Source organism: Pseudomonas sp. NPDC096917, from assembly GCF_044762555.1.
Lineage (GTDB): Bacteria > Pseudomonadota > Gammaproteobacteria > Pseudomonadales > Pseudomonadaceae > Aquipseudomonas.
Genome location: NZ_JBIWEO010000001.1, coordinates 254,538 through 268,365 on the forward strand (window position 1 = coordinate 254,538; position 13,828 = coordinate 268,365).

Here is a 13,828-nt window from a genome sequence, read left to right on the forward strand (position 1 = left end):
TCGTCCGTTAACGTCGCTCTCTTTGCGAGGGGGCTTTGCTCATAAGAGTGCTCTCTGCGTCTGAGGAGCCACGGATGTCCACGTTTGACCGTCAATTCCGCTTTAGCCTGACCATTCCCGGTGTTGAACATGAGCTTCGGGTTTTGGCTTTTGCCGGCAATGAAGCCATCAGCAGGCCCTTCTCCTTTGATGTCGAACTGGTCAGCAATCGTTCAGGTCTGGATCTCGAAGCGCTACTGCACCAGCCAGCCTTTCTGGCGTTTGACACGCAGGGCAATGGCGTCCACGGGCAGATCTCCAGCATTAGCCTCAGCAGTCCCGGCGCGCGCCTGACTCACTACTGGCTGACGCTGGAGCCGCAGTTGGCCTACCTGGCCTATCGCACCAATCACCGCATTTTTCAGCGCCTGACGGTGCAACAAATCATCGAAGAAATACTGGAAGAGCACGGCATCCTCGGCAATGCCTACACCTTCAACTCGTTCTCGTCTTACACGCCACGCGAATATTGCGTGCAGTACGGCGAGTCTGATTTGCGCTTTATCCAGCGCCTGTGTTTTGAGGAAGGTTTCCACTACTACTTTCGGCATTCGCCTGACGGCCATCAGTTGGTGTTCGGTGACAAACAGCAAGCGTTTACCCGGTTGAAGCACCCGACACCCTACGTGCAACGTGCAGGCATGGTGGCCGAAGAGCCCTCGATCAATCACGTTGAACTGCGCTTTAAAACCACGACCAACCGCACGGCCCGTCGCGATTATGACTTTCAAAAAGCCAGCCGCACGCTGGAGGCCGACAGCAGCCCAGGGTGTGGCGGGCGTGTTCTTGAGAACTACACCTACCCTGGTCGCTTCATCGACATTGCTCAGGGCCAAGAGCAGAGTCAGCGCACGCTGGAACATCACCAAACCGGCTATCGTCAGGCAAGCGGTCGCAGCGATCAGCCGACCCTGAGCAGTGGCCATTTTTTACAGATGAGCGCGCATCCCCGCGCGGCGCTCAACATGGGCTGGTTGCTGACTCAGGTCATTCACGAGGGCAAACAGCCTCAGGTCCTGGAAGAACAGAGCCCCAGCACGCAGATGGCGGATGAAGGCGACTTTACTCAGGGGTATCGCAACACCTTTCACGCTATCCCCGAGGACGTGACCTACCGTGCGCAGGAAGTCTTCGCCAAACCACGCATCCTCGGCAGCCAAACCGCCCGCGTCACCGGGCCCACAGGTGAAGAAATCCATTGCGATGAATACGGTCGGGTTCGCGTTAAATTCCATTGGGACCGCAGCGGCATCGACGACGATCAAAGCAGTTGCTGGCTGCGGGTGTCGTCGAGCTGGGCGGGCGACAGCCATGGCGGCGTGGTCATCCCCCGCGTGGGCATGGAAGTGTTGGTGGTCTACCTGGACGGCGACCCGGATCAGCCGGTCATTTCTGCCTGCCTGATCAACAGCCTCAATCCGGCGCCACTCAAACTCCCGGCCAACAAAACCCAAAGTGTGTTTCGCAGCCGCAGCACTCCCGGCGGCAGCGGCTACAACGAGTTGCGCATCGAAGACCGCAAAGGCCAGGAGCAGATCTACCTCCACGCTCAGCGCGATATGCAGCAACACATAAAAAACGACAGCTTGTTGCAGGTCGATGGCAAACGCGAAGAAACCATCACGGGTAACAACATTTCGGTGTTCGACGCCGAAGAGCAACGCACCGTCAGCCTTGATCGCAAAGTCCAGCTCAACGCCAACGACCACCTGATGGTCGCCGGCAGCAGCCATACCCGAGTCGGGGTGGCGCTGGTCGCCGACGCTGGGATGCACGTGCACCTCAAGGGCGGAGCGAGTGTGGTGATCGATGCGGGGGCCAACATCACCTTGATGGCAGGCGGGCAGCATTTGCTGATTGGCGCAGCGGGCATTTATGCCAGTTGCCCGATCCTGCTGGGCGGTGCGCCGCTGCCGGGGCTGCCAGCGGTGCCGCTGCTGCCGGGTGAGTCAGAGCGCTTGCTGGCGCCTGAAGCCTTGCCAACGGCCATCGCGCCGACACAGCTGGCGCTAATGGCCGACACCCACGCACTGGGCGCTGACTTTTGCCCAGTGTGCGAGGCCTGCAAAAACGGCGTGTGCCTGCCTGAAGGCGCATCGCAATGAGCCCCGTACTGCCAAGCCAGTGGATGGATGAGCAACGCGGCCAAGGCCGCGACGTGTGTCTGGTACTGGATTCTCAAAAGGAAATCGAGGCCCGTACGGGTTTGCTGAATGGGCGCGCCCACAACCGTTATTACAGTGTTTACAGCCAAACGCCTGTGGCTGAACTGGCTAATGCCGGGCCTTTTTTGATTGGGCTCGACACGGCTGACAGCGAATGTCTGACCGAACTGCTTAGCGCCCCCGAACGTCATTGGGGCTGGTTGGCCAGCCTCGCGCCGGGCGATTTACCTGCATGGCTTGAGCACTGGCGTGCACGTTTGCTGATCGGCACACGTCCTGAGCGGGCCTTGTATCGGTTTCAGGACAGCCGCGTGCTGACCCGTGCACTGAGGCATTTGTCAGCAGACCTGCTCCCGGCCTATCTGGGGCAAGCCATCAGCGTTTGCTACTGGCAGGGTGAGCAGTGGGCCGTCACTGACAACCCGGCCCCTGGCGAACATCCGCTGCCCGACGTCCCGGCTTGGCTGAATGTGCCCGATGTGAACTCCCAGCAAGCGGTCATCCAAGAAGCCAACGCGCTGCGCTTTTTAATGGAGCAGCATCAACTCGGCTGCTTGCAAGTCGTTGATAGGTTTCCGCTTCTGGAGTGGATAAGCCTGAGGTGCAAACAGGCAGATGCCTGGGGCTGGGGCGAGTCAGAGCAGTTGGAGTTTTTGTTAACCCACAGCCTGAAATTCCCCGGTTATGAACTGCCAGCGCAATGGCATCCGCATCCTCACGAAGATTCGGCTGCGCATTTTCAGCGCATTAGCCAGATAGCGAAGTTTTGGGCAGGGGAGGGGGCGGTATGAAACGAGTCATTGGTTGTTTGGTATTGGTTGTTTTTAGTGTTGCAGCAATAGGTTGGTATTTAAAGGAGCCGAATACCTTTACGTTTAGTGTTGATATGCCGCCGGGTTTTAAATATAGGGCGGCCGTTTATTACGTGCCAGCGCCGGGTGAAACGTGCAAGGTAGAGACGAAAGATAATAAGAGGCCGGTATTTAATGAGTGGTGGCGAGAAGACTATAAACCCGACTCGGAAATAACGATTCGCCGAACGCGTAAAGGCTGTCCGTTGGTTGTGTACAACATAAAGCTGAGGATTTACGCAACCTACGGTAAAGATCGAGGTGACTTTGGTGAGTCAGCGGCTCAGATAGTTTTTAAAGAAAAATTGGATGCTGAAATGTATAGAGAGCATTTCGACGCTGCGGACGTAAGTACTTTTTTTGGAGAGTGTAGGTGGACGTTCCGGACTGTTGGGGGGAATAGACGGCTTGTAAAGTTGCTTGATTGTAAAGGCGTAAATATAAGTCGCCCTCCTTTACCGGGTGGGCCTGTGGCGCTTTATACCCTGGATCAATTGCCGGGGAAGACAGTAAAAATGAAAATCAATTTGGCTGAAAAAGAAAGCCCTTCTATGGGCGATACTTGGGTGGAGGTTCTTGGTGGCTGGAAAAAGTGTATGGGTAAAGAGTTTAAGGATCCCTATGCTTTTTGTAGAGGTAACGACAAAGATTTTAGTCATTTCATGATGCCTGATGGCAGGCAGTGCACTATTTATCCTGGCTGTACTGAATAAAAGGTATGGCTATGAAACGGGTCATTGGTTGTTTGGTCTTGGTTGTTTTTAGTGTTGCAGCAATAGGTTGGTATTTAAAGGAGCCGAATACCTTTACGTTTAGTGTTGATATGCCGCCGGGTTTTAAATATAGGGCGGCCGTTTATTACGTGCCAGCGCCGGGTGAAACGTGCAAGGTAGAGACGAAAGATAATAAGAGGCCGGTATTTAATGAGTGGTGGCGAGAAGACTATAAACCCGACTCGGAAATAACGATTCGCCGAACGCGTAAAGGCTGTCCGTTGGTTGTGTACAATATCGAGTTAGAAATTTATGCGGTCTATGGCAGGCATCGGAGTGACTTTAGTTCAGCGCCGGCACAAGTGGTCGTTAAAGATAAGTTGAATGCTGAGGCATATCGAGAGTATTTCGACGAGGCAGGTATGAGCACTTTTTACGGAGAGTGTAGTTGGACCTTTCGCACCTCTGGTACTACTCGAGTACTTAGAAAGTTACTGAGTTGTAAAGATTTAAATATCAAACACCCTGCTCCGTATGGTGGGCCAATAGCGGTTTATACCTTGGATCAACTACCGGGCAAGACCGTAAAAATGAAAATCAATTTGGCTGAAAAAGAAAGCCCTTCTATGGGGGATACTTGGGTGGAGGTTCTTGGTGGCTGGAAAAAGTGTATGGGTAAAGAGTTTAAGGATCCCTATGCTTTTTGTAGAGGTAATGACAAAGATTTTAGTCATTTCATGATGCCTGATGGCAGGCAGTGCACTATTTATCCTGGCTGTACTGAATAAAAGGTATGGCTATGAAACGGGTCATTGGTTGTTTGGTATTGGTTGTTTTTAGTGTTGCAGCAATAGGTTGGTATTTAAAGGAGCCGAATACCTTTACGTTTAGTGTTGATATGCCTCCGGGTTTTAAATATAGGGCGGCCGTTTATTACGTGCCAGCGCCGGGTGAAACGTGCAAGGTAGAGACGAAAGATAATAAGAGGCCGGTATTTAATGAGTGGTGGCGAGAAGACTATAAACCCGACTCGGAAATAACGATTCGCCGAACGCGTAAAGGCTGTCCGTTGGTTGTGTACAATATCGAGTTAGAAATTTATGCGGTCTATGGCAGGCATCGGAGTGACTTTAGTTCAGCGCCGGCTCAGGTGGTCGTTAAAGATAAGTTGAATGCTGAGGCATATCGAGAGTATTTCGACGAGGCAGGTATGAGCACTTTTTACGGAGAGTGTAGTTGGACCTTTCGCACCTCTGGTACTACTCGAGTACTTAGAAAGTTACTGAGTTGTAAAGATTTAAATATCAAACACCCTGCTCCGTATGGTGGGCCAATAGCGGTTTATACCTTGGATCAACTACCGGGCAAGACCGTAAAAATGAAAATTAATTTGGCTGAAAAAGAAAGCCCTTCTATTGGCGATACCTGGGTGGAGGCTCCCAATGGTTGGAAGCGCTGTTTGGGGGATGGTTTTGAAGATCACTATGCGTTCTGCAATGGAAACGACAAAGATTTTAGTCATTTCATGATGCCTGATGGCAGGCAGTGCACTATTTATCCTGGCTGTACTGAATAAAAGGTTATGGCTATGAGACGAGTCATTGGTTGTTTGGTATTGGTTGTTTTTAGTGTTGCAGCAATAGGTTGGTATTTAAAGGAGCCGAATACCTTTACGTTTAGTGTTGATATGCCGCCGGGTTTTAAATATAAGGCCGTGGTTAATTATGCCCCTGCGCCGGGTGAGACGTGCACTGTAGAGACCAAATATAATAAGGCGCCTACCTTCAACTATTGGTGGCGCGAGGATTATAAGCCTGACTCGGAAATAACAATTCGACGAACGCGTAAAGGATGTCCGTTGGTTGTGTATAGCATCGAGTTAGTAATCAACGCGGTTTATGGCAAGGATCGAGGTGATTTTAGTTCGTCAGCGGCTCAGATACTTGTTAGAGATAAACTGGATGACAAGAGGTATGCAGAGTCATTCAATGAGGCAGGCGTAAGCACTTTTTATGGGCAGTGTGGATGGACGTTCAGGACAGTTGGAATTAATAGGCGTCTAATAAAGTTGCTAAATTGTAAAGATGCAAACTTAAAACATCCTCCTCCGCTGGGTGGACCCGTAGGAGCCTACACCCTGGATCAGATTCCGGGTAAGACAGTGAAAATGAAGATTAATTTGGCTGAAAAAGAAAGCCCTTCTATGGGTGATACCTGGGTGGAGGTTCTTGGCGGCTGGAAAAAGTGTATGGGTAAAGAGTTTAAGGATCCCTATGCTTTTTGTAGAGGTAATGACAAAGATTTTAGTCATTTCATTATGCCTGATGGCAGGCAGTGCACTATTTATCCTGGCTGTACTGAATAAAAAAGGTAGGAGACACATGGTGTCTGAGAAAGTTAAAGGTGTCGATTTGAAAGGACGTATGTTTACCTGTCCAGTGCAAGGGAAACGGTCAACCTTTCAGCTGGTGGATGAGTTTGATGATGGAAAGCCCTACGCTGGATTGGCCTATGAGGCAGTTGACTTTGAAGGCTTTAAATACAACGGTTTTTTAGATTCGTCCGGAACGGGGGAAGTCATAAATCACTTTGCGGGGCCTATAGCGCTGACAATGCTCTCCTCCTATCAAGGGTTGGATGACCGGTACGGTGGACTAATGGCTCGCCAGCACTACCCCCTAAAAATCACCGAACTTCAAGTCCGGGCCGAACAAACACGTTACTTCAATAAAGACGGTAGTCGCACGTCGAATAACCCTGCACTTCTTCTTGCGAACACGGATTTTTACCAAATAGAAGTCCGGCATTTGGTGGAGCATGTGTCGCACTTACCGCCCGTAGTGGCATGCCATTACCCGCCTTCCGAGGGCGCCCGACAGTTGATGGTCAGGCACAGCCCCCGGGGCGTATGTATGCTCGGCAGCCGACACAGCATTCTGCAAGTGCGACCTCTACGGGCTTTACGCCCAATGTTCTCGACTGACCCGCAATTTTGCGCGCTAAACCTTTATCAGTTGTCGTTAATGGCCACATTGAGTTACTGCCCTTTTGGTCAAGCGCCGGATCAGCATCCGATTCACGAGGCCAGTGTCAGCTTTAAGCAAGTACCAAGTTCGGGTAACTGGTTTGGTGATGTTTTGGCCAAGTATCGGCAACTCTGGCGAGTCGATGCCGGGCAGGTTCAAGCGTATTACCCGCTGTATGAGGATGTGGCGTATTCCAGACGTTTTGAAATCGTACCTTTCGACCCAGCGCTGTACCCGATAAATCAACCTCAGCAGGGGCCCGATCAAGAAAGCCCGGCTAAAATCCACTTCTTGGATGACCGAGGCGATGTCATCGATACCGATACCCAAGCCTTCGCTACTCATAGCGATGAAATCATCTTGATCGCTATTCGTGGCACCAGTGAGGGGGTCCCTGATGCTCTTCGAGATGCCGATGCGTTTCAGGTACCTTTTGAGGAAGGTGAAGGCGCTGTTCATCGCGGTTTTTATGGGGCTGCCAAACAGGCTTATGAGTTTGCAACAAAATATCTAGATAAATTCCACGCAGGCCAAAAAATTCTGATCTGTGGCCACAGTTTGGGCGGGGCTATCGCTTTAATACTGTCGGAGATGTTGCGCCGCAGACCTGGTTTTACTTACGACATTCTGCTCCACACCTACGGCTCCCCTCGCGCTGGAGACGCAACCTTCGTCAAAGCGGCCGAGTCCTTGGTGCATCACCGTATGGTCAATCACAACGACCCTGTACCAAGCGTTCCAGCGCCTTGGATGAAAGTTAAGCCGGGCGATCCGATGCCTGGTTTTGGTATCCGTTTCCTACAAGTGCCGGCCCAGTTCGCGGCTTATGTCACCAGCATGGTCAATGTGGGTGGCGAAGCCTATATGCACCACGGGCAACTGCAGCACTTTATGCCGGTGGATTTCGATGACGGAGAGGTTTCACATATTTTGTGGGCGCCGGGCTGCGAGACCTTGGCCCAGCACGCAGCGTGCACCCTCGCTATTGCGCAACACGATGGGCTGCCAGCCCGAGGGAGCTTTATCCAGCAAGTAATGGACGCGGGTAATCACTCGATGACTGGCAGCTATGTCCCGCACTGCTGGGCCACGCTTCGCCGTTGGCAAGAAGCACAGGCAAACAATCGCCCACGAGTGACCGGGCGAGAACTGGAGTGGGTAGATGAGATGTTGTCGCGTGTTGAGAAGCAGGTGAAAGACAAAGTCGGCGAGATGATTCATCAACCGCTGCCGCGCGCCCTTATTACCGTTAGGGCGATTGATTCGCTGCTCGAGGAAGCCGCAAAGATGAAGATGACCCGTGATCGGTTGCGAACGCTGAGCTACAACGTTGTGCAACCGACCGACGTGTATGGCAATCGCACGGCAGACGCTGAAGGCCTGGCTGAAAGTATCGAGCGCTGGCAGGCCAACAGCGACAGCACCCGCGTTGAGCAACTGGCCATGGCACCCAAGGGGCTTTCCATGGCCGAGTTGGACGCCTCGCTGGGCCTCCATGTAGTCGGCGCGCCCTACCTGGGCGACATTCTCGATTTGCCGTAGCGGTGAACCGCTAGCTGCAAGCTAAAAACCGCGTCTAACAGGCAGCTAACCCCATGCAGCGCTCTTGGTCAGAAGAGATCGATCGGAGCCCCATCTTCTGCCGGCAGCGGGCTGCCCGGTGCTACGCCATTGCCCAGTTCACTGTTGGTCGGCGGTGTGTCTTCGCTTTTGAACAGTTCAAAGTAGGCGCCCGGTGTGCCGGGTGATGCAATGCGGCCGCTGGCAGGGTCGATGCGCAGGCTGAGGATGCCTTCGGGCTCGGCCTGGCTGTGTGCAGGTTTGCCTTTGAGCGCGCCGCCCATGTAGCTCATCCAGATCGGCAAGGCCACGGTACCGCCGTATTCACGACGCCCCAGGCTTTCCGGTTGGTCGAAACCGGTCCACACGGTGGTCACGTAATCAGCGTTGTAGCCGGAGAACCAGGCGTCTTTGGATTCGTTGGTGGTACCGGTTTTGCCCGACAGATCAGTACGGCCCAGCGCCAGGGCGCGACGGCCGGTGCCGAGTTTGATCACGTCTTGCAACATGCTGGTAAGGATGTAGGTGGTGCGCCCGTCAACGATGCGCTCAGCAACAGCCTGGGTTTCGGTGGTCGGCAGGCCGGGTGCGGCGTTGATGGTGTCGATGGTCAGCGCTGCGGCCTCGGGAGGCACGTCTTTGCTGGCGTTTTTCGGCACGCTTGGCGGATTGGCCACGAACAGGGTCTCGCCGTTGCGGCTTTCGATTTTATCGATCAGGTACGGCGTGATTTTGTAACCGCCGTTGGCAAAGGTGCTCCAGCCGGTGGCGACTTCCATCGGGGTCAGGGTGGCAGTCCCCAAGGCCAGCGACAGATTGCGCGGCAGGTCCTGCTTGTTAAAGCCGAACTTGCTGATGTAGTCGATGGTGCGGTCAACGCCCAAGCTTTGCAGTACGCGGATCGATACCAGGTTGCGTGACTTGTACAAGGCTTCGCGCAGGCGGATCGGGCCGAGGAAGGTGTTGGTGTCGTTTTTCGGGCGCCAGACTTTATCCAGGTACTCGTCGACAAACACGATCGGGGCGTCGTTCACCAGCGTGGCGGCGGTGTAGCCGTTATCCAGTGCCGCGCTGTAAATGAAAGGCTTAAAGCTGGAGCCCGGTTGACGCTTGGCCTGCATCGCCCGGTTGTAGTTGCTTTGCTCAAAGGCGAAGCCACCGACCAGTGCGCGAATGGCGCCGTTGTCCGGAGCAAGCGATACCAGTGCGCCTTGCACGTTTGGCACTTGGCTGAACTTGAGGGTGCCGTTAGCTTGCGGTTGCACGCGAATCAAATCGCCCACTTGCGCCACGTCTGAAGGCTGCTTGGGCATCGGGCCCATGCTGTTGGTGTTCAGGAACTTACGGGCCCATTTCATGCTGTCCCACGGGACGTGCGCTTCGCCATTGCGGGTCAGCACGTGCAGGCCGTCTTTGTCGACCTGAGTCACGATGGCAGGCTCAAGCCCGCTGATCGGCCGTTGTTTGGCAAGCTCTTGGGTCCAGACCGCTTGGGTTTTGCCCGCAAAGCGTGATTCTGGGCCGCGATAGCCGTGACGCTGGTCGTAAGCCATCAGGCCGTCTTCAACCGACTTGTTGGCCAACGCTTGTAGGTCGCTCGGTACGGTGGTGGTCACCCGATAACCTTCGGTGTACGCCTCGCTGCCATAACGGCCGACCATCTCGGCGCGGGCCATTTCGGCGATGTAAGGCGCGTTCACTTCCGGGCTTTGCACGTGGTAACTGGCGTTGACCGGCTCGGCAATGGCGGCTTCGTAGCTGGCCTGATCAATTTTGCCCAGCTTGTACATACGGCCCAGGATCCAGTCGCGGCGTTCTTTGCTGCGCACCGGGTTGGCCAGCGGGTTAAAGCGCGAAGGGGCTTTCGGCAGGCCGGCAATCATTGCCATCTGCGCCAGGCTCAGGTCGCGGATCGATTTGCCGTAGTAGACCTGCGCCGCGGACTCGATGCCGTAGGCGCGGTTGCCGAGGTAAATCTTGTTCACGTACAGCTCAAGGATTTCGTCCTTGGTCAGCTCGCGTTCAATTTCCAGGGCCAATAGGATTTCGTTGGTTTTGCGGGAAAAGCTCCGCTCACTGGTCAGGAAATAGTTCTTCGCCACCTGCATCGTGATGGTGCTGCCACCCGATTGTATGTGTCCGCTTTTTACCAACTGGGTGGCGGCACGCATCAGGCTGCTGGGGTCGACCCCGTAATGATTGGCGAAGTTGTCATCCTCTGCCGAGAGCAAAGCATTGATGAAATTGGGCGGAATGTCGGCGAACTTGATCGGAGAGCGGCGCATTTCGCCAAACTCTGCAATCAATTTGCCGTCGCTGGTATAGACCCGCAAAGGAATCTGCAACTGGATGCTTCTCAGCGACTCTACGGACGGCAAGCCAGGACTAAGATAGAGATACGCGCCGCTAAGCGCGAGCAAGAGCCCGCAGAACACGGCAACGAAAGACCACCCGAAAAACTTCAGCAGACGAATCAAGGCTTTTGGATTTCCAGATTAAGAAATGGGTGTGCACGTCAGGGTAGTGCGCAGTTATGCGGGGTCGACGGTGCGGAAAAAAACGCCCGGCATTATAAGCATTTTTCGGTCGTGAGCGTCAGGGACCGCATGTCAGAACGGGTTATGAACGGATCTCATCATTGACCCTCCGTAAGTCACGGATTGCATTAGGGAAAACCACAATGTCCGGATATTTTCGCAACGCCCGCCAGCGGTATTTGGGTGTCGACATCGGTTTACACGCGATAAAAGTTGTCGAGTTGAGCCGTTCGCACGGTACCTTCCAGTTGCAGGGTTATGGCATTGAGCCATTAGCTGGCGTGCTCCTGGACGATCTGACCGGTGTCGATCCGAAAAGTGCCGCGCAGGCATTGGTCAAAGTGTTGGGCACGGCCTCGGTGGTGGCGCGTGATGCGGTGGTGGCAGTCCCTGACACGCAGGTCATCTGTAAAAACCTTGAGGTGGACGCAGGCCTCAGCGAAGAGGACCTTGAGCTTTACGTTCGCCTTGAAGCCGAGCAATACATTCCGTATGCACTGGATGAGGTGGCACTGGACTTCGAGGTCCTGGGCTGTGTACCGAATAATCCTGAACGGTTGAACGTGCTGCTGGTGACGTGCCGTCAACAGACGCTTGACTGGTACGAGGCGGTTTTGAGCCATGCCGGGCTCAAGGCGCGGGTGATTGCTGTGCAAGCTCACGCTTTGGCCCGAGCGGTTGAGGCGTTGACGCCTTCTGTAACAGGTTTGCTGACGCCCGGTGCAGTGGCGGTGGTCGATTTTGCACCCCGTACGACGGTACTGAGTGTTGTGCAGCAGGGGCAGGTGCTTTATTCCCGAGAGTTGCTGTTTGGTTGGGATGAGCTTGAGGATCAAGCATTCAACCGTCTTGCGTTGCAACACATCAGGCGCGCTCTTGAACCGTTTGTCGAACCTCTTGCTTCACTCGTCCTGTCTGGCGCGGCGGCCTCACGCAGCGGTCTGAGTGCGTGGCTGGAGGCTCAACTGGGCGTGCACACGCAGGTTGCCAACCCGTTTGCGCTGATGAGTGTTAATCCTTTGCTAACACCTCAAGCCTTGCTTTGCGATGCTCCGATGTTGTTGACTGCCTGCGGTCTGGCCTTGAGGGGGTTTGATTAATGGCAAGAATCAACTTACTGCCGTGGCGCGCATTGTTGCGAGAAAAACGACGTAAGCGTTTTGTGATCGTATTGCTCGCGCTGTCAGCGATGGCGGTAGGTGGCTTGTTTGTGATTGACCACTTTATTGACCGGGCGGTGGAGCGCCAGTTGGCGCGCAATGATTTGATCCGAAGTGCCATGGTGCAACTGGATGGTCGTGCCGAACAGATCGATCAGTTGAAAGTGCGCCGAGAACAGTTGCTCGAACGCATGCAGACCATCGAGACGCTTCAGGGCAATCGATCTGACAGCGGCATCATTTTGGAGCAACTGGCGCGCAGCCTGCCCCATGGCGTGTATTTCACGGATGTGAAAATGGCTGGCCAGACGCTCGTGATCACCGGCGTGGCTCAGTCCAATAAGCTTGTCGCAGAGCTGATGCGCAACCTCGATGCCTCGCATTGGCTCGAAACCCCCGTGCTGATTGACGTGCAAGCGGGGCCCATCCATGCAGAGGGGCCGGAACGGTTATTTGAAATGACCGTGCGCCAAACCCGACATGTACACAGCGGCGGCCAACTGTGAACGCGGCCCAATGGCTGGGCCGTCTTGATCAATTCGATCTGCGAGACCTGAACGTTGAACGTGTGGGCTGGTGGTCGCTCAGGTTTAAAACCCTGGTGGCGCTGCTCTTGGTGGGCGTGTTGCTGATCATGGGGTACGGGTTGCACCTGCAATCACCGATCGGCCGGCTTGCACAACAGCGCGAAGTCGAGGTCACGTTAAAAACCGAATTTGCGTCTAAAGCTACCCAGGCAGCTGGCCTGGAAGCGTGGTTGATGCACCTGCGCGAGCTCGAGACGGCCTTCAGTGGCTTGTTACAGCAACTGCCCAGTCAGGCAGAAGTGCCCGGCTTGCTGGATGAGGTATCGCGCCTTGGCCTGACCAGCGGCTTGTTGATCGAGCACATTCAGTGGTCGCCCGAGGAGCTTCAACCGTTTTATGCCGAACTGCCCTTAAAGATGGTGCTGGTCGGCGGTTATCACGACCTCGGGCTTTTCGTCAGTAGCCTGGCGAGCCTGCCGCGCATCGTCACCCTGCATGACTTCGCCCTTGCGCCGCTCAATGAAAGCGGGGACGGCCAACTGCGCATGACCTTGTTGGCCAAGACTTACCGCACCTACGATCAAGGATTGATCCCATGAGTGTTGGCTTTCGGCTGTTTAGTCTTGGGTTGATGGCCGCGCTGGCGGGCTGCGATAACGCCCAAAGCACCGCGCAATTGCACGCGTATTTGCAGGCGCCCCTACCCGCCCCGCAGGCCATGATCCCGCCTGTTCCCGACATAGAACCTGCCCGTGTGGTTGCTTATGAGGCAGGCACGTTACGCAGCCCTTTTCAGGTCTTGCGTGAGGAAGGGGCGGGCAGTTGGCAGGTCAGCCTCCTGGTGACTGATGAGCTGGACATCGACCGGCCCCGGCAGTTTCTGGAGGGGCTGGATCTTGAGCAATTCGAGATGGTCGGTACATTTTCCAACGATCAGGGCGCCAGCGCCTTGCTGCGTGCCAACGGGATTGTCCATCGTTTGAAAGTCGGTGATTACCTGGGGCGCAATAACGGTCAGGTGGCCTTTATCAATCCCGAATACGTTGAAGTGTTTGAAGTGATTTCAGATGGTCAGGGCGGTTGGCTGGAGCGCTCCCTGAGCATCCCTTTGAAGCAGCAGTCTTAACGGATATACACCATGAAAAGGATTTTCCCGGTCTGCGGACTGGCGCTATGGAGTGCGCTGAGTTCGCCGTCGGTGTTGGCTGTCGTCCAGCCCCCGGCTTTTGTAAAACCAGCTAGTAGTGCGT

12 protein-coding genes are annotated in these 13,828 nt (G+C 54.6%); 11 read left to right on the forward strand and 1 reads right to left on the reverse strand.

The features are described from left to right. Window positions 1-74: 74 nt before the first annotated feature. From ACIQYF_RS01215 to ACIQYF_RS01245, 7 genes are read left to right on the forward strand one after another with little or no spacing between them, the layout of a single operon-like run. A complete protein-coding gene (locus ACIQYF_RS01215) occupies window positions 75-2,144 on the forward strand; it encodes a type VI secretion system tip protein VgrG (RefSeq protein WP_402855657.1) in 2,070 nt (689 codons plus the stop codon). Further along, on the forward strand, window positions 2,141-2,995 hold the full coding sequence (locus ACIQYF_RS01220; protein ID WP_402855660.1) for a DUF4123 domain-containing protein: 855 nt from the start codon (window positions 2,141-2,143) through the stop codon (window positions 2,993-2,995). Before ACIQYF_RS01215 ends, ACIQYF_RS01220 begins: the two co-directional genes overlap by 4 nt. Further along, window positions 2,992-3,768, forward strand: a complete 777-nt coding sequence (locus ACIQYF_RS01225) for a hypothetical protein (protein ID WP_402855663.1) — start codon at window positions 2,992-2,994, stop codon at window positions 3,766-3,768. The genes ACIQYF_RS01220 and ACIQYF_RS01225 overlap by 4 nt, the downstream gene beginning before the upstream one ends. Before the next feature lie 11 nt (window positions 3,769-3,779). Beyond that, window positions 3,780-4,556: a hypothetical protein gene (locus ACIQYF_RS01230; protein ID WP_402855666.1), complete on the forward strand. Its 777-nt coding sequence runs from the start codon at window positions 3,780-3,782 to the stop codon at window positions 4,554-4,556. 11 nt (window positions 4,557-4,567) lie between these two features. After that, the gene (locus ACIQYF_RS01235; protein ID WP_402855669.1) at window positions 4,568-5,344 is read left to right on the forward strand and encodes a hypothetical protein; all 777 of its coding nucleotides are present in this window, start codon (window positions 4,568-4,570) and stop codon (window positions 5,342-5,344) included. A 12-nt stretch (window positions 5,345-5,356) separates the two neighbouring features. After that, a complete protein-coding gene (locus tag ACIQYF_RS01240) occupies window positions 5,357-6,133 on the forward strand; it encodes a hypothetical protein (RefSeq protein WP_402855672.1) in 777 nt (258 codons plus the stop codon). Beyond that, on the forward strand, window positions 6,042-8,336 hold the full coding sequence (locus tag ACIQYF_RS01245; protein WP_402855675.1) for a lipase family protein: 2,295 nt from the start codon (window positions 6,042-6,044) through the stop codon (window positions 8,334-8,336). Before ACIQYF_RS01240 ends, ACIQYF_RS01245 begins: the two co-directional genes overlap by 92 nt. 68 nt (window positions 8,337-8,404) lie before the next feature. Here the strand turns inward: ACIQYF_RS01245 and ACIQYF_RS01250 are convergent, their stop codons facing one another. Then, the gene (locus ACIQYF_RS01250) at window positions 8,405-10,828 is read right to left on the reverse strand and encodes a penicillin-binding protein 1A (protein WP_402856175.1); all 2,424 of its coding nucleotides are present in this window, start codon (window positions 10,826-10,828) and stop codon (window positions 8,405-8,407) included. Window positions 10,829-11,034: 206 nt separating this feature from the next. Between ACIQYF_RS01250 and pilM the strand changes: the two genes are divergently transcribed. The 4 genes from pilM to ACIQYF_RS01270 are packed head-to-tail and all read left to right on the forward strand — an operon-like array spanning window position 11,035 to window position 13,704. Continuing rightward, window positions 11,035-11,991 (forward strand): type IV pilus assembly protein PilM, encoded by a 957-nt coding sequence (gene pilM / locus ACIQYF_RS01255; RefSeq protein ID WP_402855678.1) that lies wholly within the window; start codon window positions 11,035-11,037, stop codon window positions 11,989-11,991. Beyond that, window positions 11,991-12,557: a PilN domain-containing protein gene (locus ACIQYF_RS01260; protein ID WP_402855681.1), complete on the forward strand. Its 567-nt coding sequence runs from the start codon at window positions 11,991-11,993 to the stop codon at window positions 12,555-12,557. Before pilM ends, ACIQYF_RS01260 begins: the two co-directional genes overlap by 1 nt. After that, window positions 12,554-13,177: a type 4a pilus biogenesis protein PilO gene (locus ACIQYF_RS01265; RefSeq protein WP_402855683.1), complete on the forward strand. Its 624-nt coding sequence runs from the start codon at window positions 12,554-12,556 to the stop codon at window positions 13,175-13,177. The genes ACIQYF_RS01260 and ACIQYF_RS01265 overlap by 4 nt, the downstream gene beginning before the upstream one ends. After that, window positions 13,174-13,704 (forward strand): pilus assembly protein PilP, encoded by a 531-nt coding sequence (locus ACIQYF_RS01270; protein WP_402855686.1) that lies wholly within the window; start codon window positions 13,174-13,176, stop codon window positions 13,702-13,704. The genes ACIQYF_RS01265 and ACIQYF_RS01270 overlap by 4 nt, the downstream gene beginning before the upstream one ends. Window positions 13,705-13,828 lie beyond the last annotated feature (124 nt).

What these genes read in the sequence shown, in the direction of transcription:
- ACIQYF_RS01215 (WP_402855657.1), top strand. Translation starts at nt 75, where the DNA reads ATGTCCACGTTTGACCGTCAATTCCGCTTTAGCCTGACCATTCCCGGT.
- ACIQYF_RS01220 (WP_402855660.1), top strand. Translation starts at nt 2,141, where the DNA reads ATGAGCCCCGTACTGCCAAGCCAGTGGATGGATGAGCAACGCGGCCAA.
- ACIQYF_RS01225 (WP_402855663.1), top strand. Translation starts at nt 2,992, where the DNA reads ATGAAACGAGTCATTGGTTGTTTGGTATTGGTTGTTTTTAGTGTTGCA.
- ACIQYF_RS01230 (WP_402855666.1), top strand. Translation starts at nt 3,780, where the DNA reads ATGAAACGGGTCATTGGTTGTTTGGTCTTGGTTGTTTTTAGTGTTGCA.
- ACIQYF_RS01235 (WP_402855669.1), top strand. Translation starts at nt 4,568, where the DNA reads ATGAAACGGGTCATTGGTTGTTTGGTATTGGTTGTTTTTAGTGTTGCA.
- ACIQYF_RS01240 (WP_402855672.1), top strand. Translation starts at nt 5,357, where the DNA reads ATGAGACGAGTCATTGGTTGTTTGGTATTGGTTGTTTTTAGTGTTGCA.
- ACIQYF_RS01245 (WP_402855675.1), top strand. Translation starts at nt 6,042, where the DNA reads ATGCTTTTTGTAGAGGTAATGACAAAGATTTTAGTCATTTCATTATGC.
- pilM (WP_402855678.1), top strand. Translation starts at nt 11,035, where the DNA reads ATGTCCGGATATTTTCGCAACGCCCGCCAGCGGTATTTGGGTGTCGAC.
- ACIQYF_RS01260 (WP_402855681.1), top strand. Translation starts at nt 11,991, where the DNA reads ATGGCAAGAATCAACTTACTGCCGTGGCGCGCATTGTTGCGAGAAAAA.
- ACIQYF_RS01270 (WP_402855686.1), top strand. Translation starts at nt 13,174, where the DNA reads ATGAGTGTTGGCTTTCGGCTGTTTAGTCTTGGGTTGATGGCCGCGCTG.